Source organism: Streptomyces sp. NPDC051064 (assembly GCF_044455985.1).
Taxonomy (GTDB): domain Bacteria; phylum Actinomycetota; class Actinomycetes; order Streptomycetales; family Streptomycetaceae; genus Streptomyces.
In genome coordinates, this window is sequence record NZ_JBITFK010000001.1 from 464,142 (window position 1) to 483,230 (window position 19,089).

At 72.1% G+C, this 19,089-nt stretch carries 20 protein-coding genes and 1 pseudogene; 12 read left to right on the forward strand and 9 right to left on the reverse strand.

The window, feature by feature from the left end:
* Positions 1-101: 101 nt before the first annotated feature.
* The 3 genes from ACIBCU_RS02135 to ACIBCU_RS02145 form a co-directional block, all read right to left on the reverse strand.
* Entirely contained in the window at positions 102-1,850 is a 1,749-nt protein-coding gene (locus ACIBCU_RS02135) for a choline/carnitine O-acyltransferase (protein ID WP_399228594.1), read from the reverse strand.
* A 99-nt stretch (positions 1,851-1,949) separates the two neighbouring features.
* Positions 1,950-2,756, reverse strand: a complete 807-nt coding sequence (locus ACIBCU_RS02140) for a class I SAM-dependent methyltransferase (RefSeq protein ID WP_362933889.1) — start codon at positions 2,754-2,756, stop codon at positions 1,950-1,952.
* A gap of 50 nt (positions 2,757-2,806) precedes the next feature.
* Positions 2,807-3,670, reverse strand: coding sequence for an arpA protein (locus tag ACIBCU_RS02145; RefSeq protein WP_362933892.1), 864 nt, complete (start codon positions 3,668-3,670; stop codon positions 2,807-2,809).
* A gap of 214 nt (positions 3,671-3,884) precedes the next feature.
* Between ACIBCU_RS02145 and ACIBCU_RS02150 the strand changes: the two genes are divergently transcribed.
* Positions 3,885-4,334 carry a hypothetical protein gene (locus ACIBCU_RS02150; protein ID WP_399228597.1) on the forward strand — a complete coding sequence of 150 codons (450 nt, stop codon included), beginning with the start codon at positions 3,885-3,887 and terminating at the stop codon, positions 4,332-4,334.
* Positions 4,335-4,461: 127 nt separating this feature from the next.
* On the opposite strand, the gene ACIBCU_RS02155 is transcribed toward ACIBCU_RS02150, so the two are convergent.
* Positions 4,462-4,731 carry a hypothetical protein gene (locus ACIBCU_RS02155; RefSeq protein ID WP_362933898.1) on the reverse strand — a complete coding sequence of 90 codons (270 nt, stop codon included), beginning with the start codon at positions 4,729-4,731 and terminating at the stop codon, positions 4,462-4,464.
* A 119-nt stretch (positions 4,732-4,850) separates the two neighbouring features.
* Between ACIBCU_RS02155 and ACIBCU_RS02160 the strand changes: the two genes are divergently transcribed.
* Positions 4,851-5,210 (forward strand): arsenate reductase family protein, encoded by a 360-nt coding sequence (locus ACIBCU_RS02160; RefSeq protein ID WP_362933901.1) that lies wholly within the window; start codon positions 4,851-4,853, stop codon positions 5,208-5,210.
* Here ACIBCU_RS02160 and ACIBCU_RS02165 read toward each other — a convergent pair.
* Positions 5,140-6,069: an alpha/beta fold hydrolase gene (locus ACIBCU_RS02165; protein WP_399228600.1), complete on the reverse strand. Its 930-nt coding sequence runs from the start codon at positions 6,067-6,069 to the stop codon at positions 5,140-5,142. The genes ACIBCU_RS02160 and ACIBCU_RS02165 overlap by 71 nt on opposite strands.
* A gap of 52 nt (positions 6,070-6,121) precedes the next feature.
* On the opposite strand from ACIBCU_RS02165, the gene ACIBCU_RS02170 reads away from it, so the two are divergent.
* Entirely contained in the window at positions 6,122-6,574 is a 453-nt protein-coding gene (locus tag ACIBCU_RS02170) for a MarR family transcriptional regulator (RefSeq protein WP_399228602.1), read from the forward strand.
* 146 nt (positions 6,575-6,720) lie between these two features.
* Here the strand turns inward: ACIBCU_RS02170 and ACIBCU_RS02175 are convergent.
* Positions 6,721-7,643 (reverse strand): annotated as a pseudogene (locus tag ACIBCU_RS02175) (Gfo/Idh/MocA family protein).
* 205 nt (positions 7,644-7,848) lie between these two features.
* Between ACIBCU_RS02175 and glnII the strand changes: the two are divergent.
* The 4 genes from glnII (at position 7,849) to ACIBCU_RS02195 (ending at position 11,943) form a co-directional block, all read left to right on the forward strand.
* Positions 7,849-8,883: a glutamine synthetase gene (glnII, locus tag ACIBCU_RS02180; RefSeq protein ID WP_399228604.1), complete on the forward strand. Its 1,035-nt coding sequence runs from the start codon at positions 7,849-7,851 to the stop codon at positions 8,881-8,883.
* A 355-nt stretch (positions 8,884-9,238) separates the two neighbouring features.
* Positions 9,239-9,868 carry a winged helix-turn-helix domain-containing protein gene (locus ACIBCU_RS02185; RefSeq protein ID WP_362933916.1) on the forward strand — a complete coding sequence of 210 codons (630 nt, stop codon included), beginning with the start codon at positions 9,239-9,241 and terminating at the stop codon, positions 9,866-9,868.
* Between the two features lie 177 nt (positions 9,869-10,045).
* The gene (locus ACIBCU_RS02190) at positions 10,046-11,311 is read left to right on the forward strand and encodes a sensor histidine kinase (RefSeq protein WP_399228607.1); all 1,266 of its coding nucleotides are present in this window, start codon (positions 10,046-10,048) and stop codon (positions 11,309-11,311) included.
* Positions 11,296-11,943 carry a response regulator transcription factor gene (locus ACIBCU_RS02195; RefSeq protein ID WP_362933922.1) on the forward strand — a complete coding sequence of 216 codons (648 nt, stop codon included), beginning with the start codon at positions 11,296-11,298 and terminating at the stop codon, positions 11,941-11,943. Before ACIBCU_RS02190 ends, ACIBCU_RS02195 begins: the two co-directional genes overlap by 16 nt.
* 18 nt (positions 11,944-11,961) lie before the next feature.
* Here the strand turns inward: ACIBCU_RS02195 and ACIBCU_RS02200 are convergent, their stop codons facing one another.
* Entirely contained in the window at positions 11,962-12,444 is a 483-nt protein-coding gene (locus ACIBCU_RS02200; RefSeq protein WP_399228609.1) for a MarR family winged helix-turn-helix transcriptional regulator, read from the reverse strand.
* Positions 12,445-12,513: 69 nt separating this feature from the next.
* Here ACIBCU_RS02200 and ACIBCU_RS02205 point away from each other — a divergent pair, with 69 nt between their 5' ends.
* On the forward strand, positions 12,514-13,059 hold the full coding sequence (locus ACIBCU_RS02205; protein ID WP_362933928.1) for a carboxymuconolactone decarboxylase family protein: 546 nt from the start codon (positions 12,514-12,516) through the stop codon (positions 13,057-13,059).
* Positions 13,060-13,158: 99 nt separating this feature from the next.
* The gene (locus ACIBCU_RS02210; RefSeq protein WP_362933931.1) at positions 13,159-14,652 is read left to right on the forward strand and encodes a DUF1996 domain-containing protein; all 1,494 of its coding nucleotides are present in this window, start codon (positions 13,159-13,161) and stop codon (positions 14,650-14,652) included.
* 34 nt (positions 14,653-14,686) lie between these two features.
* On the opposite strand, the gene ACIBCU_RS02215 is transcribed toward ACIBCU_RS02210, so the two are convergent.
* On the reverse strand, positions 14,687-15,163 hold the full coding sequence (locus ACIBCU_RS02215; RefSeq protein WP_362933934.1) for a hypothetical protein: 477 nt from the start codon (positions 15,161-15,163) through the stop codon (positions 14,687-14,689).
* Between the two features lie 108 nt (positions 15,164-15,271).
* On the opposite strand from ACIBCU_RS02215, the gene ACIBCU_RS02220 reads away from it, so the two are divergent.
* Together ACIBCU_RS02220 and ACIBCU_RS02225 are read left to right on the forward strand one after the other, a co-directional pair.
* Positions 15,272-17,197 carry a hypothetical protein gene (locus ACIBCU_RS02220; RefSeq protein ID WP_399228613.1) on the forward strand — a complete coding sequence of 642 codons (1,926 nt, stop codon included), beginning with the start codon at positions 15,272-15,274 and terminating at the stop codon, positions 17,195-17,197.
* Positions 17,198-17,251: 54 nt separating this feature from the next.
* A complete protein-coding gene (locus tag ACIBCU_RS02225; RefSeq protein ID WP_399228615.1) occupies positions 17,252-17,986 on the forward strand; it encodes a TetR/AcrR family transcriptional regulator in 735 nt (244 codons plus the stop codon).
* Here ACIBCU_RS02225 and ACIBCU_RS02230 read toward each other — a convergent pair.
* Entirely contained in the window at positions 17,971-18,321 is a 351-nt protein-coding gene (locus ACIBCU_RS02230) for a 5-carboxymethyl-2-hydroxymuconate Delta-isomerase (protein ID WP_399228617.1), read from the reverse strand. The genes ACIBCU_RS02225 and ACIBCU_RS02230 overlap by 16 nt on opposite strands.
* 114 nt (positions 18,322-18,435) lie before the next feature.
* Here ACIBCU_RS02230 and ACIBCU_RS02235 point away from each other — a divergent pair, with 114 nt between their 5' ends.
* On the forward strand, positions 18,436-18,981 hold the full coding sequence (locus tag ACIBCU_RS02235) for a YciI family protein (protein WP_399228619.1): 546 nt from the start codon (positions 18,436-18,438) through the stop codon (positions 18,979-18,981).
* The last annotated feature ends 108 nt before the right edge of the window (positions 18,982-19,089 follow it).

The following is a 19,089-nucleotide window of genomic DNA, read 5'->3' on the forward strand; positions in this document are numbered from 1 at the left end:
GGCGGCCGAGGGGTCTGATCGAGGAAACCGCCCCCACCGCCACGGCATGAGCGGGCCAGGAGTGTGCTCTCCCGGCCCGCCCCGTCCCCCGGCGACTCAGGTCAGTCCGCGAGGAGCCCGCGCAGTTCGGTGACCGCCTCGCGGAGGTGGTCACCGAAGGCGTGCATCTGGCCGGCCACCGCCTGCGGGGTGCTCAGGTAGAGGTTGAAGCGGTCCGGCAGCAGGACGTAGGCGACGCCGATGCAGCGGCTGCTCGTGGAGCCGAAGCCGAAGTACTGGATGTTCTCCGACGGCGCCGAGCTCGTGCTCAGGTAATCGTCGCGCATGGTGAGCCAGCCCGGGGAGCGGTACAGCGCGGGCTGTTCGTCCACGCCGAGTTCGCCGCCGCGGCGGCGCTGGATCAGTTCGAGCTCCCAGAGGTGCTGCTCGGGGGCCTCGCCCGCCTGGCACTCCTTCGCCCGCGCCACATGGGCCCCGGCGGCGGCCCGGAATGCGGCGCGGCGGGTGTCCCGGTCGGCCGTCGGGTCGTCCATCGCCGCGACGAAGGCGCGCATCTCGGGGGTGACCACGCGCATCGCCTCGGTGCGGCCGTGGCGGTACTGCCGGGTGGCGATCGACTCGTACGTGGCTCCCAGGTGGCCCTTGGCGCGCTGGTGGGCCAGTTGGTACGCGACCTGGACGAAGGCGTCCGGGGACACTCCGAGCGCCTTGGCCGCCGTACTGCCGAAGTCCTCGAACGACACGGTGCGGGTGGCGGTGGCGTCGCCGTACGCGGCGAACTCCTCGGCCGCGGTGCGCACCTGCGCCCGCTGGGACGCGTCCAGTTCGAAGGTCAGCGGGCGCGGGGCCGGCTCGCCCTGGGGGCGCGCCCCGGAGAGGCGCGAGTGCTCGTCCGGCGGGGTGCCGAGCAGGGCGTCGGTGAAGCTGAGGATGGTCGTCCCGTCCAGCTCGCAGTGCTCGACGTTGATGCCTGCCCGGCCGTCCGCGTAGACGACGAAGGAGACGGCCTTGTCGAACCAGCGGTTGCCCCGGTCCCCGTGGAGCAGTTCGTCGCAGGCGGCCTGGGTGTCCTGGGGTGCGAAGTCCTCCAGGCAGACGCAGAAGAGCGCGGTCTCGATGTCGTCGAGCGTGCGGGCGTTGCCGGGGTGGCCGTCGACGAGGGCCGCGCGGGTGGCCGCCCACTCGGCGCGCGCCATGGTGGTGAGGTGCCCGGCCCGGTCCTCCTCGGGCGTGTGGACGTCGGCCTTGGTGACGGCGCGCAGCCCGGCCTCGATCTCGTCGAGGCTGTGCGGCACGCCGTCGGGGCCGAGCACGTCCAGCCGGAACATGGTGCCCCGGAAGAACACGACGATGTGCCGGGCCGTGGACGGCCCGGGCGCCTGCTCGCTGTACGGGGCGCGCACCGTGTCCAGCGGCACCCCGGGGATGCGGGTCGTGGAGAAGAGGTACGTGTTCTGCACCATCGACTGGGGAACGCCGCGCTGCTCCACCGGCGCGATCAGCCCCTCGTCGAGCCGCCGCTTGTAGTGCAGCGCCCCCGCGACGAGCCCGGCCGCCCGGTCGAGCTGCCCCTGCCCGGTGTCCTGGAAGAGGAAGAAGAAGTTGGCGTTGAGCGCGATCCGGTCGCGGCGGCCGAGGTAGCGGTACGGCCAGAAGGTGTCGAGCCAGCTGTGCACACCCTCCGTGGCGTCGTACTCCTCCAGCGCCGCGTGCAGCGTCCGGCCGGGGCCGCCGGGCCGCAGGAAGGCGGCGACCTCGGCCTCCGTCGCGGCCCGCTCCTCGGCGGTCAGCAGTGGGGCGCACCAGGCGAGGAACCTCTCGCAGCTCGCCTCGAGCGTGGGCAGCGGCACGCGCGGAAGGCTTCCTTCACGGGCGAAGGTCGCGCCGGCTGCTGCTTCCTGACTGACGTTCAATGCGGCTCTCTTCTCGGTGAGTGGGGATGGTGGGGTCTACCGGTGCTGCGGCCTGGAGAGATGGAGCTGAGCGTAGAGCCAGCCTTCCTCCTCCAGCCCGCTCGCGTCCACATCGGCCGCGGCGAGACTGTCCAGGACGCCCTGCCGCTCCTGCGGGCCCGCGAACCGCCGCTGCTTGAAGACCCCGTCGACCCGGGTCGTCCGGTAACCCAGCTCCTCCAGGGCCTTCTCGACGGGGGCGAAGGGGAACATCCGCAGCACGAAGTGCGCCATCCAGGGGAGGCGGCCGTCCTGCGCGTCGACGACACGGCTGAGGGTGCGCTCGGTGACGTAGCCGATGCAGCCCGTCGAGATCACCAGGTCCGTCCCGGCGAGCAGGTCGCGCTGCTCGGGGGTGGGGTCCCCCGCCTCGAGGTCGGCGTTGACGATGTCGTCGAGGAATCCGGCCTCGTGGGCGTAGGCCAGTGCGCCGGCGGAGGCGTCCAGGCCGGTGAAGCGCAGGGCCCGCGCGGGGCTTCGGGAGCGGGAGAGGTCGCGGTCGCGCTCCAGCAGCCCGGCGCGGGTGCCGGGGCCGCTGCCGTCGTAGCGCGCGTACAGCTCGTCCATCGTGGCGTCGTACTTGAGCAGGGCGGCGTTGATCCCGTACGAGCAGCCGATGTCCAGCACGCGGGGGACGGCGACCTGTTCCGTCTCCCGGTACTCCTTGACGAGCTTGTCGAAGTAGGGCTTGGCCAGTTGGGGCACGCAGTAGCCGAGCGGGCGGAGCACCTGGAAGTACGTGCGGGGGTCGGGCGCGGTGTAGATGTGGTCCAGCGAGACTTTTCCGGACGCGTCGAGACGCAAGGGGTTCTCCTCGGTGGGGCGCGTGGCAGTGCCTGAACCGTTCGCCTGGGCTAGTCCAGGAGCTGGTCACCCCGTACGGCCCGGCCTTCCGCCGCCAGGTGTTCGGGCAGTACGCGGCCGAAGAGCTGCCGGGTGCGCGACACGCTCCCGATGACGCCGGGGCGCTCGCTGTAGGCGAAGATCGCGCTGTGGCGCGCGAGGCCGCCCCGGACGGGGCTGACCCGGTGCAGCGAGTAGCGGCCCTTGAACAGCTGGAGGTCGCCCGGGCGCAGGGGCAGGCGCTCCGGCGCGCCCTTGCCGTCCAGAACGTCCCGGACGTCGTCGAAGCGCTCGTCGTCGGCGGACCTGATGTTCGGGCAGTACTCGAACGATCCGCCCTCCTGCGCCTCCTGGGTCAGCATGCTGACCGTGTACTCGTTGGTGTCGAAGTGCCAGGGGTGCTCCATGCCCGGCCGTACGACGTTGAGCACCAGCCCGGAGAGCGGGTCGGCGAGTTCGTGAAGGCGGGGCAGTCCGAAGCAGTCGGCGACGAAGCGCTGGAACGCCTCGTGGGCGTAGAGGCGGCCGATGAGGGACCCCCCGGGAATGTGGTCGCGGGCGACGAACGCGTTGCCGCGCTCGAAGGTGCGGCGGCCGGGATGGTGCTCGGGCAGGTCCTCGTCCACGTCGATGTTGTAGACGTTGACCGTCTCGACGTCGAAGTACGCGTGCGGGGCGAGGGCCGCGCACTCCTGTCGCAGGACCTCCTGGAGCGGAGGGCGGACGAAGTCAGGCAGTACGGTGCAGCCGCCTTCGGCCAGTTCGCGCCTCGCCCGTGCCACCACGGCGCGGGCCTGTGGACTCCCGGGTTCCGACAAGGGGTAGTGGTCCGTGTCGACCACCTGGTCGAGCGTGATGGCTTGCAGAGTGCTCATTGCGACCCTCTCCACGCGCACGTCGGTAACACAACTGACGAGTAACAGAGTTGAAGTTCCCACAGCCCCGCTGTGTTGTCTGTGACACGTCACACTTCCGGAGAGCGTGTGCGGTGGCCAGAGGCCCTTTCCGGCCGCGACCGGGGGTCCGGGGTCAGTCGAGGTCGAAGGAGTTCCCAAGCCCACCGTCGACCGTGACGAGACTCTGTCTTGGGTGGAGGAGGAGTTCCTTAAGCACTTCGGACGCTTCCGCCGCACACAGGCAGTGCGCATCGCCGGCGTCGACAACCGACCGGAGATCGAAGAACTGCGGGACAACCTGCGTGAGCTTGGCTCCCGTATGGCCTCCCTGCGTGGCGCTGCGGCCGACGTCATCGCGGAGCAGATGAACGGCACTGGAGACCGGCTTGCAGAGCTGGAGAAGACACCGTTCGTCCCTGCGCGGGAAGAGGTGATCGAGCTGGACACCACGTGGGCCGACGACTGGGCATCCTCCACCAGCGAGGAGCGACGTCAGATGGTGTTGGACCTATCCGTGCGCGTCACCGTCGGACCGCCCGCGGGGTGGCGCCGACCTGCGAGCGAGCGCCTGACGTTCGACATCGCCAGGCCGGATCCGAAGGCGGACGCCGCAGAGGAAGCGGCCCTCCGCGCTGCCCCCTGACGCTCAGAGCACAGCAGAAAGCCCCGGCAGCGAGCGCCGGGGCTTTTTTGCGTCACCGCACCCGTCCCGCATGACATCGAACCGGCGCCTGTGCCCCCGGCCTCTTTGGGGGCACAGGCGGGCCGGGTCAGCGGCCGTAGCGGATCAGGGCACGGACCATGCGGCAGGTGGTGTCGGACGGCGGGTGGATGGCAAGACGGTCCGCGGTCGCGCGGATGCGGGCGTTGTCGGCGCTCGACGGCTGGTACACCCCGGTGTCGAGCAGGGCTATCGCCAGGCGCATGGCCTTCAGGCGGCGGTTGTGGGAGACATACCACTCGCGGGGCCGGCCCGCGGGGAGCGGCTTCTTCCGCAGCGGCTTGTGGAGCGGCTGGGTCGTGACTGTGGCAACGGCCATCGGCAACCTCCTGGCACGGTGGTGGAACCCTCACGAACTACCCCCATTTTACTGCCCACCACTGACAATCGCCCCTGGCCAGAGGCGTTTTCGGGGATCCCTCCCGTACCCTTGGCCCCATGGAGATCTGGATCAATCCGGCCTGTTCCAAATGCCGCAGCGCGGTGAGCCTGCTCGACGCGGAGGGCGCCGATTACACGGTCCGCCGCTACCTGGAGGACGTACCCTCGCCTGCGGAGATCCGCGCCGTGCTCGACCGTCTCGGTCTGGAGCCGTGGGACATCACCCGGACCCAGGAGGCGGAGGCGAAGGAGCTCGGGGTCAAGGAGTGGCCGAGGGACGCCGGTTCGCGCGAGCGGTGGATCGCGGCGCTGGCCGGACACCCGAAGCTGATCCAGCGTCCGATCATCACCGCGCAGGACGGTTCGGCCGTGGTGGCGCGGACGGACGAGGCGGTACGGGACGCGCTGGGGCGCTGAGGAAGACCTCGATGTGGCGGCTGATCCCGGCCGCCCCGGGGGCACCCAGCGGCATGGAGTGGTGGGTGGCTCCCCCGACCGTCACCACCGTGCCGGCGTGCGGGAGCAGCCGGCCGGCGGCCGCGGCGACGCGTCCCGCGTCGTGGGCGCGGCTGTCCTCGGCGAGCACGACGAGCGTCTCCACCTCCAGGCCCCGCAGCTCCTCGGGCGAGGGCTTCGGTCCGGTGACCGGACGGCCGGAGGGAAAGCCCACCGCCTCGTCCCGCAGCCGCGTCCAGGCGGAGCTCAGGGGCGCGCCTCCCGTCTCCCAGGCCAGGAACGCGCGGGTGCGGCGGACCGTGGGGCGGAGCAGCATCGGCAGAGCGTGCAGCAGATAGCCGGGGCGGAAGCCGGCGAAGCACTGGGTCGGGTCCACCAGGACGAGCCGGCTCACGCGCCGGGGCGCGTGCAGGGCGTACCGCAGGGCGATCCAGCCGCCGTACGAGTGGCCGCAGAGCGCGGCGGATTCCGCGCCGAGACCGTCCAGCAGGGCGTCGAGCCACGCCGCCAGATCGGCCGCCGAGCGGAGCGGGCGCTCCCCCGGCGTGCTGCGGCCCGGCTCGCCGACGAGATCGACCGCGTGGACGCGGTGAGTGCGTCCGAGGTGGGCCGCCTGGACGGACCACACGGTGGAGGTGGCGCCGCCTCCGGGCAGCAGGACCAGGGGCGGTGCGCCCTCGGGCCCGCAGCTGTTGACGTGCGTCGCGCCGTACGGGGTCGGGACCAGGGACGAGGACGTCCCGGCGGGCCAGTCGGCGGCCAGGACTTCGTCGTACGCGGCGAGGAAGGCCGGCGGGGCGGGGCGGGGAGCGTGCGTCATGAATGCCTCCTGTTCCCCTATTTTATCTCGCTGAGCGAGATAAAATAGGGGAATGACCGCTGAAGACGGGCCGGAGATGGCCACAGTCCATCTGCTGCGCCGGGTGTCGGTCGAATTCGGCCTGCGGCAGGCGGAGTTCGCCACCCGGAACGGGATGCACCCCACCGACGTACGCGCCTTGATCTGTCTGCTCGACGCGGACCGCTCGGGGACATCCGCGACCGCAGGATGGCTCGGGGCCCAGCTGGGGCTCAACTCCGCCGGGACCAGCGCGCTCATCGACCGGCTGGAGCGCCTCGGCCACATCACCCGCACCCGGGACGCCCGGGACCGCCGCCGGGTGCTGCTCGCGGTCGACGCGCGGGCGGTCGAGCGGGGGCAGGAGTTCTTCGGGCCTCCCCTGGCCCGGATGGCCGACCTGCTGCGTACCTTCGACGGCCGGGAGGCCGCAGCCGTCCGGCGCTTCCTCCAGGAGGCTCACATGGCGCTGGCCGAGCGGCCCTGAGATTCGCGCCGTTCGGCTTGCTTCTGCAGTGCCACGCGGCGCTTGCGGTAATCGGCCCGGCGCCGGCGGCTCGCCTTTTCCGCGTGGTCCGAACGTCGGCACCGTAACCGGCCGTCCGGGCCTGCTCCTGGGACGTGACGAGCGGATCAGGCCCGCCCCACAGCCTTCTCCGCCTGCGCGAGCACCTCGGTGAGACGCAGCCCGAACCGTACGTCGCAGGAGTGCGCCACCCCCGTACGCGCCGCGTCGGCCAGCGCGTCCACGGCCGCCCTGAACGCGCCGAGCGCGTCGCCGCCTGCCGTCGGCAGGGCGGACACGCCCCGCTCGCCCCGGAATTCGACCTCGGTCCCGGCCGCGCGCTCCGGTGCGCCCAGGGCGAGCGTCACCGTGCTCGACGCGCCGGAGGTGTGGCGCAGCAGCAGATGGGTGGCGTCCGCCGGGCCACGGGCCGCGACCACCTCCGTCACATCACCCAGGACCGGGATCAGGACCGAGAGCGCGTGCGGGCCCACGTCCCAGAGGCCGCCCTTCTCGCGGCGCCAGGGCGAGGCGCCGAACTCGCTGCTCGCACCCGGGGCGAACAGCGCGCCCATCCACAGGGCGCGTGCCGTGAACCAGCCGCCCGCCGCGGCCTGCTCGGCGATCCACCCGGCCGTGCCCTCGGCGAACCGCAGCGTGCAGAAGACCACGGAGGCGACCCGGGCCCGCTCGGCGGCGTCGGCGACCTCACGCGCGCCCGCCACGGTGGTGGCGACCGGCTTGTCCAGCAGGAGGTGGCATCCCGCCTCGGCGGCGCGCGCGGCCAGGGGGGCCTGGACGTCGGGCGGCACGGCGAACGCCACCGCGTCACTCGCGGCCAGGAGCGCGTCGATGCCCTCCTCGCCGGTGTACGCCTCGGTGCCGTGGGCTGCGGCGAGCGCGTCCGCCGCTTCGGGGCGGCGCCCCCATACGCCGCTCAGCACGGTGCGGGGTGGGCGGCGAGGGCGGGGGCGTGGGTGAGTCGCGCCCAGGGGCCCGCCCCCACGAGGCCGACCCGCAGCGGCGCGGCGGAATCCGGGTGTGAGGTCATGCCGCCAGTCTGCCCGGGCCGGGTCGCCGGCGCGGAACGTATCCAGTGCGCCGCAGGGTGAGACGGCCCGGGGCGGCGGGGACCTGCCGTCCGACACCCCCGGGAAACCTCGGTAACACGGGGTTCACATTCGGGCAACGGTCGGGAAATCGCGTTTTGCGAAGCTGCGCACCATAGACCGCAGCACCCGCAAAGGATGGCGTCCGTGACGTTCAAGGCTGAGTACATCTGGATCGACGGCACCGAGCCGACCGCCAAGCTTCGTTCCAAGACGAAGATCATGGCCGGAAGCCCTTCGAAGGCCGTGGCGGATCTGCCCATCTGGGGCTTCGACGGTTCGAGCACCAACCAGGCCGAGGGCCACGCCTCCGACCGGGTCCTGAAGCCGGTCTTCGCGTGTCCGGACCCGATCCGCGGCGGTGACGACATCCTCGTCCTGTGCGAGGTCTTCCACATCGACATGACTCCGCACGAGTCCAACACCCGCGCCTCGCTGCGTCCGGTCGCCGAGCAGTTCGCGGGCCAGGAGCCGATCTTCGGCATCGAGCAGGAGTACACCTTCTTCGACGGACACCGTCCGCTCGGCTTCCCCGAGGGCGGCTTCCCGGCCGCGCAGGGCGGCTACTACTGCGGTGTGGGCTCCGACGAGATCTTCGGCCGCGAGATCGTCGAGAAGCACCTGGACAACTGCCTGAAGGCGGGCCTCGCGATCTCCGGCATCAACGCCGAGGTCATGCCCGGCCAGTGGGAGTTCCAGGTCGGTCCGGTCTCGCCGCTGGAGGTCTCCGACCACCTGTGGATCGCCCGCTGGCTGCTCTACCGCACCGCCGAGGACTTCAACGTCTCCGCGACCCTGGACCCGAAGCCGGTCAAGGGCGACTGGAACGGCGCGGGCGCGCACACCAACTTCTCCACGAAGGCGATGCGCGAGGGCTACGAGGCGATCATCACCGCGGCCGAGTCGCTCGGTGAGGGCTCGAAGCCGATGGACCACGTCAAGCACTACGGCGCGGGCATCGACGACCGCCTGACCGGCCTGCACGAGACCGCCCCGTGGAACGAGTACAGCTACGGCGTCTCCAACCGCGGCGCCTCGGTCCGTATCCCGTGGCAGGTCGAGCAGGACCAGAAGGGCTACATCGAGGACCGTCGCCCGAACGCCAACGTCGACCCGTACGTGGTCACGCGGCTGATCGTCGACACCTGCTGCACCGCGCTGGAGAAGGCCGGCCAGGTCTGATCCGTCACCGGCTCGGCACGAAGGGGCGTCCGCTCGCGGGCGCCCCTTCGGCGTGCCCGGCCGGTGCGGGAGAGGTGCGTGAGGAACCTGACACGGCGGCCCGTATCGACGGGTGAGAGGCTCTCCTGCGCAGCCGCGATCTCTGCTTCAATGGGGACATGGCCAGCTTCCAGCACACCGCGTCGGGTCGCAGCGACCTCGAGCCGTTCTGGCCCTCTCGTCAGCACCATGACTTCGACCGGGTGTGTTGCCGCGCGTGGAACGCGCAGGCCCTCTAAAGCCGATCACCCCGGCCTTCGGCCCGCGCGCACGACGTACGTCCTGGACGACTCCTCGCGCGAAAGAGCTGACCCTCATGGCGAACACCCGTACCTTCTCCACCGCTTCCGCCGCCACCGCGGCGTCCGCGGTGCCCGCTGCGGCCACCAACGCCCGCAACACCGTCTCCCCCAACCGCCACCGGCTGCGTGCCGTCGACCGTGACGAGGTCGTCGAGCTCTCGGACGTCGCCGGCTTCCTGCCGCCGGGCGCCACCTGGCTGCCCGCACCCCAGCACACGCTGCCGGCCCTGCCGGGCCGGCCGCCGATGGTCGGCTACCTGGTGCTCGTGCCCGCCGACCAGCAGCCCGCTCTGGCCGGGGCCGTGGCCTCCGCCCGGAACCGGGAGTTCGTTCCGGAGCCGGCGGTGACCGACGCCCCGGCCGGCGGCCCCGTGCGGATCGACTCGACGCGGCGCACCGCCGCCGTGGACGGCGTCACCCTCGATCTCACGTACCTCGAGTTCGAGCTGCTGGCACACCTGGTGGCGCACCCGCACCGGGTGCACACCCGGGACCAGCTGGTGACGACGGTCTGGGGTTACGGGCATGTGGGCGACGGGCGCACCGTCGACGTCCACGTGGCCCGGCTGCGCCGCAAGCTGGGCGCCGAGCACCGCCGGTCGATCCAGACCGTGCGGCGCGTGGGCTACAAGTACACGCCCTGATCGCACACCGCTCGTACAGAAGGCCCCGGGTTCTTCCCCGGGGCCTCCCGCCGTTCCGATGGTGGTGCCAGGTACACCCCGGCCGGGGGTCGGAACGGCTGACGGTGCCCCTTGCGTAGAGGCGAGACTGGGTGCCGAACGGGATCCGATGTGGGCCCGGCGAGGGGAGACACCACCATGAAGTCGGCACAGAGCCGGGTACGGACCGCGATGCTCACCGGAGGGCGGGCGTTCGTCCTCTCCTTCGCGAGCATCGCGGGCTCGGTCACCCTCTTCGTCCTGTCGGTCCTCTCGATCACCTTCGTCGTGCTCGGGGTGGGGCTGGTCACCACGCCGTGGGTCATGGCAGCCGTGCGCAAGCACGCCAACCAGCGCCGGCTGCTCGCGGCGACCTGGTCGGACATCCGCATCCCGGTCCCCTACCGGCCGTTCCCGAAGGATGTGCGCTCCGGATTCACCGGGCAGGTCGAGCGCACCACTCTGCTGCTGAAGGACCCCGCCACCTGGCGGGACCTGCGGTGGCTGCTGATCGACATGACGGCGGGGTACGTCCTGCTGGTCCTCACCTTCGCTCTGCTGGTCTGGCCGCTGGAAGGGCTCGTCCTGGCGGCGGGACTGTGGCGGGTGTTCGAGGACGACGCGTACTGGTACGGATTCGTGCCGGTGGACAGCCAGACGACGGCCCTGGCCGCCGCGGCACTCGGCGTCGTGATCTTCCATGTCGGGCTGTTCGCGAGCAAGCCCCTGCTGCGCCTGCACTTCGTGCTCGCCCGGTCGGTCCTGTCGCCCACTCAGGAGGAACTCGCGCAGCGCATCGAGCGCCTCACCGAAACCCGGCACGAGGCCGTGGACACGGCGGCGTCCGAACTGCGGCGCATCGAGCGGGATCTGCACGACGGGGCGCAGGCGCGGCTGGTCGCCATGGGCATGAACCTCGGCACCATCGAGGCGCTCGTCGAGAAGGACCCGGTGGAGGCGAAGAAGCTGCTGGCGATGGCCCGCACGTCCTCCGCGGAGGCCCTGACCGAGCTGCGCGATCTCGTACGGGGCATCCACCCGCCGGTGCTCGCCGAACGCGGGCTCGGGGACGCCGTGAAGGCGCTGGCCCTGCGGCTGCCGATCGCGTCGGAGGTGACCGTGGAGCTCGGCGGCCGGGCCGAGGCACCGGTCGAGTCGGCGGCGTACTTCGCGGTGAGCGAGATCCTGACGAACGCGGTGAAGCACTCCGGTGCCGACCGCATCTGGGTGGACATGCACCACTCCGAGGGCATGCTGCGGATCTCCGTCACGGACAACGGCAAGGGCGGTGCGACCGTCGGAACGGGCTCGGGACTGAGCGGAGTCGAACGCCGGCTGGGTACATTCGACGGCGTCCTGGCCGTCAGCAGTCCTGCGGGCGGTCCCACCATGGTGACCATGGAGATCCCTTGCGCGTTGTCCTAGCCGAAGATCTCTTCCTGCTCCGCGACGGCCTCGTGCGCATGCTGGAAGCCTACGATTTCGAGATCGCGGCGGCAGTCGAGTCCGGGCCCGAACTGACCAAGGCCCTGGCCGAGTTGGAGCCGGACGTCGCCGTCGTCGACGTCCGGCTCCCGCCGTCCCACACGGACGAGGGCCTCCAGTGCGCGCTGGCCGCCCGCCGCCGCACACCCGGGCTTCCGGTGCTCGTCCTGTCGCAGCACGTGGAGCAGCTGTACGCCCGGGAGCTTCTGGCCGACGGCAACGGCGGTATCGGCTATCTGCTGAAGGACCGGGTGTTCGACGCCGACCAGTTCATCGACGCGGTACGCCGGGTCGCCGCCGGCGGTACGGCGATGGACCCGCAGGTCATCTCGCAGCTGCTGTCGCGGCGTTCGGCGGACGAGCCGATGGGCGGCCTGACGCCCCGGGAGCGTGAGGTCATGGAGCTGATGGCGCAGGGCCGTTCCAACGTGGCGATCGCGTCGCAGCTGGTGGTCACGGAGCGGGCGGTGGCCAAGCACACCTCGAACATCTTCAGCAAGCTCGGTCTGCCGGTGTCGGACGACGACAACCGGCGCGTGCTCGCGGTCCTGGCCTACCTCGACCGGGGCTGACCGCACGGCCGGCTCCCCTCAGCCGGCGAACCAGCGCTCCGCGTCCAGCCGGAAGGCGGCTGCGGGTGCCATCCTCCGCAGGTCCGCCTCCAGGGCCCCGACCCGCTCCGCGCCGAGCACCTGGGCCCACTCCGCGCGGAGCCGGTCGAAGCCCTCGGCGGATCTGACCAGCATGTCGACGCCGCGGGCGGTGAGCCTGACCAGTTTGCGCCGGCCGTCGCCGGGATCGTCGACCCGTTCCACGTAGCCGAGGCCCTCCAGCTTGTCGACCGTCTTCCCCGCCGCCTGCTTGGAGACTCCCAGCCGACGGCCGATCTCACTGGCGCTCGCACCCTCCTGCCCCACCGCCTGAAGCGCGAAGCCGTATGCCGGACGCACGTCCGGGTGGCCGTGGGCGGCCAGGTCGCGGTGCAGGGTGTCGATGATCGACCGGAAGCCCGCGAACAGCAGCAGGGGCAGCTCGTATCCCGCCTCTCCTCCTCCGCTCCTCTCCTCAGCCATTGCACATCTCGACAACCTGGTTTACTTTTTCGACAATCACGTTGTCGAGTTTACCGCGAGGGGACCGCCATGTCCGGTACGCACTTCCCCGATCACACCATCGGCTCGGCGCCGCAGGCGTCCCGCCGCACCATGGAGGCCATGGCCGGCAAGCAGGGGGGCCGCGTCCCGTCCGCCGTGGCCCGGCTCGCCACGTCGCCGGAGACGCTCAACGGCTTCCTCCAGGCGAGCGCGGCCTTCGAGTCGAGCACGCTGGACCCGCTGTCCCGCGAGGTCGTCGTCATGACGATGGCCACCCGCAACGACTGCCACATCTGCGTGGAGATGCACACGGGGAGACTGCGGTCACTCGGCGCGGCACCGGAGCTCGTCGCGGCGCTGCGGGCCTCCGAGGAGCAGCCTCTGCCGGACGAACGACTGGAGGGCGTACGGCGGTTCACCCTCGCAGTCCTGGAGACGGCCGGTGCGGTCGGGGACGAGCGCCTCCAGGACTTCCTGTCGCTGGGCCACACCTCGCGCAACGCCCTGGAGGTGGTTCTCGGCATCGGCGCCTACACGATGTCGACGCTGGCCAACCGGATGACGGGAGCGCCGGTGGAGGCCGTGCCGGTGTAGTCCGCCCGTGCGAATTCCGCGGCGTGCTGAACGGGCGGGGCTGCCGGTCCGTATGGGACGTCACGCTTCTGACTCGAAGCACCGAAGCGGAGGAGTTCCATGGGACGCACATCGCGCAAGAAACGTTCGACGCTCGCCGGCCGGGCCGTGGCCGCCGCGGCCGCACTGGCTCTGGGCGGAGGTGGGCTGGTCGCCGTCAATGTCTACGCGAGCGCCGGAGAGGGCGGGTCCGGTCCGCCTCCGGCGCAGACCCGGGACACGGCTCGCCAGATGTCCACCATCGACTGTCCCGACGCGGGGATCGCCCTTCCCGACGTGCCGGACGGGGCGCGGCCGGAGGTCGACCGCGAACTGGCCGCCATGGATACGCAGATCACCGACGCGTACCGGGAGTTCGCGGACCGCAGGGAGCGGATCGCCCGGGATCCGGCTCTCGCCGGGAACGCGGTGCTCGGTCCGCTGAGGAGCAGGCGGGCGGCCAGCCTCGAACGGATCCGGATCGCCGTCGAGCGGGCCCGGGGCGAACAGCCGCAGGGCCTGGAGGGACTCGCGGGATGCAGCCTGCGCGCCGACGACGAGCAGGGCCGGGACGGCGGGGGCGGGGACGGCGACCAGGGAGGCGAGGAAGAAGGGCAGGAGGGCGGCCGGAGTGAAGGCCAGGGCCAGGGTGACGGCCAGGACCAGGGCGGCGAACAGGGCCAGGAGGGCAACGGCCCCGAGGCGTCCGACTTCGTCGACATCCGGTCCGTCCAGCCCGGCACCGACCGCCCCCGTGACCGCAGGAGCGCCTCCCGGGGTACGTTCACCACCGACTGCGGCCGCAACGAGAACGGCAAGTTCAACCCGGACAACGTCATCGCCGCCCCGGGCGTGAGCAACGGCGCCCACCACATGCACGACTACGTCGGCAATCAGGCCACCGACGCGTTCGCCGGCGACGACGACCTGGCCGCCGGAGAGACCACCTGCCGCAACCAGGGCGACCGGTCCACGTACTACTGGCCCGTGCTCCGTCTGCAGAACGGCCAGGACGAGAACGATGTGGAGGCGGACGGCGGCGGCAAGGACCGGAACACCGGGGAGATCCAGACCCCGTCCCAGGTCACGCTGAAGTTCACCGGCTCCCCCGCCGGGAAGGTCACGGCCATGCCGCGCTTCCTGCGGATCATCACCGGGGACGCCAAGGCCTTCACCAACGGCGACGCCAATGCCAACGCGTCCTGGAGCTGCACCGGTTTCGAGGACAGGCAGCTGAAGGACAAGTACCCGATCTGTCCGGAGGGCAGCCAGGTGGTGCGGTCCTTCGCCTTCCAGAGCTGCTGGGACGGGCGGAACACCGACAGCGCCAACCACCGCACCCATGTGGCGTTCGCCCAGGACGACGGGCGGTGCCCGGACGGCTTCAGGGCCATCCCGCAGCTGGTCCAGCGCATCGTGTACGACGTCCCGCCGGGCCCGGGCTTCGCCGTGGACTCCTTCCCGGAGCAGCTGCACAAACCCGTGACCGATCACGGCGACTTCATCAACGTCTTCGACGACGCGTTGATGAAGAAGGTGGTGAGCTGCGTCAACGGCGGGCGCAGGTGCCGCTGACCCCTCGGACTCCCTGCCCCTCGAACCTGCGCGGTCAGCTCCCGTGGTGACCGGAGTGCCCTTCCTCGCTCCCCCCACCCGCACTGCTCCCCGAGTGGTGCGGCGAGGCGGTCTCCACCGTCCCCCCGAGCCGGCCGCGCAGCGCCGTGACCACGTCCGCGTCACCGACCGCGACCCACTTGCGCCCGACCAGATACGAGCCGCCGTAGTCGTTGGCCTCGTTGATCCACTCTCGCTGGCCGCGGTCGGTGGCGAAGGTCGCCAGCACGTAACGCCCTTCCCCCGTCGTGCAGTTGGCCTGCCTGAGCTCCTCGGCGTCGGTCTGCACGTCCGGCTCGCAGTGCGCCTTCGACGCGAGCTGCTCCAGGGTCCCGCTCGCGGTGGCCGGCACGGCGGGCTTGTCGTCGCCGTCCGCTCCCCCGCCGCACGCGGTGAGCAGTCCGATCCCCGCCAGCACGGCCACGGACAGCCGGCCGGCCCGCCGTCGTCGCCACTCCCGCTGCTCCGCCATGCGGCCATCGTGCCCCGGGGCCCCCGGCTTCCGGGGGGAAACCGCACAACCCGCTCCGGAGCGCGCGCGCCGGAGTGACCATCGCACCATTCGCTCGTTCAGCTGAATATGCCCCCACTGCGAGCAGTACCGCCGTCCGCCGGCCGCCCGTATGCCGAGCAGGCCGCCGGGGAGCGGGCCAAGGCCACGCCGGCCGAGCACTACGCCCGGCTGGTGCGGCTCGCGTATCTCGTGCTGGCCCCCTCGCTCGGCCGTAACCGGCGGGTGCTGTCGGCCCACTGGCTGGTCCAGCGGGCCCTGGCCGGCGGGCAGGGCGGAGATCCGGGGAGCGCGTACGCGTACGTACGTCTCCGGGTGCTGCGTTCCGCGCTGGAGGCGGGGCTGCCGTTGCTCCGGTTCGGCCGGCCACGGCGGGCGCAGTTCCCGCCGCTGATGCCGCAGGTATGGGGGCTGCGGCTGTTCCCGCACTCCTGCGGCGCGGACGAGCTGGCTCTGGAGCAGGCCCTGGCCGAGACGTCGGGGCCCTGCCGGGCCGCGCATGTGCTGCGGGGGCTCGAAGGGCTCGACGACGCCGAGGTGTGCCGGGTTCTGGAAGCGGCGGGTGTCGACGACCCCCGGGCGGCGCTGCTGGAGGCCGACTCGCTCACGGCGCCCCACGCCCTGCTGGCCTCACCGGAGTTCGACCCGTGCTCGCTGCAGGCCAGGCCGACCGATCCGGTCCGCCGCCGGCGGCGCGGACGGGCCCTTCTGGCCGGTGCCGGCGCCCTGCTGGTCTGCGGGACTCTCGTGCTGATGCCGGGGGACGGCCTGGGCGGACCCGGCGCCTCTTCCGCCCCGCTCTACTCACGCAACCACGCCGCCCAGCAGGCCCTGGACCCGGCCGAGGTGCGCAGGGTGCCCGGCGGGCTCTGGCGGGGCTCCACGCGCAGGGACTTCACCGTCTGGCCCACACGCGGCGACCGGGCCGGGGACACCGGCCTGCTGGGCCGCGCCCTCGCCGCGTGGGCGCGGCCCGGCCCGGCGGTGGCCGCGACGGCGACGCCCGGGACGCCCGGCGGGCCGCCGATGGGACCGCCGCAACTGCTGTACGCGGGCGAGGTGGGCCGGGCTGCCGTGGTGCTGTTCCACGACGGCCTGCGCGTCGTGCGCTACGCCGAGCCCCGCAACGCCGATCCGTCCGGGGGTGCCGCGCTGGACTTCGCCCGGGTGGACGGCGCGGACGCGGTGGCGGCGAGCGCCCTGGTGGTGGAGCGCCGTGCCGGCCGGATCCGCTATCTGACCGCGCCCTGGGTGCGGGACGTCGGCGTACGCGACCTGCTCGCGCCGCACGAGGCGGCCCGGCCGCTGGCCCGCGACCGTCACGGGGTGACGGACCCGCTGACGCTGCCGGAGACCGAGGAGGGCAGCCGGGCCGACTGCCGTTCCTGGCAGGCCCTGGAGTCGCGGGACGGCACCGCGGCGCGGCTGATGACGGATCTCGGTGAGATCACTCCCGTACGCCTCACCTCCGGTGCGCCGTCGGCCCCGCACGACGTGGCGGGCCGGGCCGAGCGGGAGAGCTGGGCGCGCACGGCCTGTCTGCTGCCGGCGGTTCGGTCCAACGGCGTGCGGTCGGTGAACTCCTGGCAGTACGCGAAGCAGCGGCTGCCGGAGGGAGAGGGGGACGCCCTGTGGTTCTGCACCAGGGCGGACACCTGGCGGGGCACGGGCAGCAGAGTCCTGGCCCAGTTCCAGGCGCCGCCCGAGCTCTCGGGCGGCGCCGGGGCGCCGGCGGCGGTCGCGGCCCGTGCCGTGGACTCGCCGGACTGCGGGATACGCAGGCCCCGGGTGCTGGCGGGCGTGCTCTGGAAGTCGGACGGCGGCCGGTGGTACGTACTGGCGGCGGGCTCACGGCAGTTCGCGGCCCTGACCGCGACCGGAGGTGTGCGGGGCAAGGCGCACGGGCGGCTGCTGGTGCTGCCCGCCAGGGAGGGCGACCGGCCCCGGCTGGACGGGCTGCTGACGGACGGCAGCCGGGTGGGCTCCCTGCGCTGAGGCCGGGGGCGGGCAGGCGCAGGTCACTTGCCCTGTCCCGTTAGGCTGTTCGGCATGACGACCGGGGTGCGACGCAGGATGGGCGTCGATGAGCGCAGGGCCCAGTTGATCGGTGTCGCGCTGGAGTTGTTCAGTCACCGCTCGCCCGACGATGTGTCCATCGACGAGATCGCGGCGGCGGCCGGCATCTCGCGCCCGCTCGTCTACCACTACTTCCCGGGGAAGCGCAGCCTGTACGAGGCGGCGCTGAAGAGGGCCGCCGACGAGCTTTCGGGCCGCTTCCTGGAGGCGCACGAAGGGCCCCTGGGGGCTCGCCTGATGCGGGTGATGCGCCGGTTCTTCGACTTCGTCGAGGAGCACGGTCCGGGCTTCGCCGCGCTGATGCGGGGCGGCCCGGTGGGCGGTTCCTCCACGGCCGACGCCCTGGTGGACGGGGTGCGGCAGGCGGCGTACGAGCAGATCATCGCGCATCTCGGCGTCCCGCACCCGCCTGCCAGGCTGGAGCTCGTCGTGCGGTCCTGGGTGTCGCTGGCGGAGTCGACGGCGCTGCTCTGGCTCGACGGGAAGCGCATTCCGCGTGGAGAGCTGGAGTTGCAGCTGGTGCACGACTTCGCGGCGCTGGCGTCGGTGAGCGCCGCGTACGACCAGGAGATGGCCGGCCTCATGCTGCGGGTCTTCGCGCAGGAGCCGGCGGACGGCCCGTTCGGCGAACTGCTCTCCAGGCTCTCGGTCCTGGCCCCCGCCGCCCCGGCCGTCCCGCCGCAGCGGCTTCCTCAGTTCTTGCGGTAGGACGCGTCCAGGTCCCGCACCTCGGCCGAGGCGTGGACGGTGAGGCCGTCGACCGGCTTCAGGTGCCCGGACAGCAGCTCCAGGACGGCCTCCGTCAGCTGCGCCTTGATCTCGGGGGTCCGGCCGGGCAGCATCGCGATGGAGACGTTCACGAGGGAGTCTCCGGCCGGGGCGTCACCGACGACGGAGTCCTCGGCCCTGCGGAAGCGGGTCTTGCAGGCGGGGACCTTGGTGGAGACGGTCCCGGCGACGAGCGGGTGCAGGGCGAGGGCGAAGCCGCGGCGGTCGAAGCTGTCGTCGAGCTCGGCGGAGTAATCGACGGTGATCTGCGGCATCAAGCGCTCCTGGTTGCGGGTGCGGGTCCGTATACATGTACAGCGTGCACGCACGTGTACGGCATCAGCTTCGCGTGATCCCGCCGCCCGCACAAGTGAGCGCAGACTGTGGGCATGGAGTTCTTCTGTTACCACCGCGACCGGCCCGGCTCCCTCACCTTACGCAACGAGTTGGTGGAAGAGCACTGGTCCTACATGGACCGCTACGCCGAGGAGCTGATCGCTCGCGGCCCGACTTTCGCCGACGACGAGACACCCACCGGCAGCGTGCACATCGTCGACCTGCCCGATGCCGCCACCGCCCGCACGTTCGCGTTCGACGAGCCCAACTACCAGGCCGGCGCCTACCGGGACGTGCTGCTGCGCCGGTGGCGCAACCTGCTGGGGCGCACCATGTGGGACTTCCCCGGTGACCGGACCCGTGGCAACCGCTATCTGGTGCTCGGCCTCGGCTCGGGCCGGCCCGCCGACCTCGCGGTGCCGCCCGACCGGGACGAGCTGATCGCGTACGGGCCGCTGCTGTCCGACGACGGCGCCACCTGGCTGGGTACGGCGGTGCTGCTCACGGCCTCCGACCCGGAGACGGCGCGCGCCGTCCTGACGCCGGACCGGTATGCCTGCACAGAAGTTCATGACTGGGACTTCGGTGGGCGCAGGTAATGGACCGAGGACCGGCGAGTCCGCATCCCTCTGCCACCGTAGTCCTCGCGTAGGCGCGGTCACCACGCAGAAAGCGGCCGGCCCCGGCCACCGCCACGGAGGCGGGAG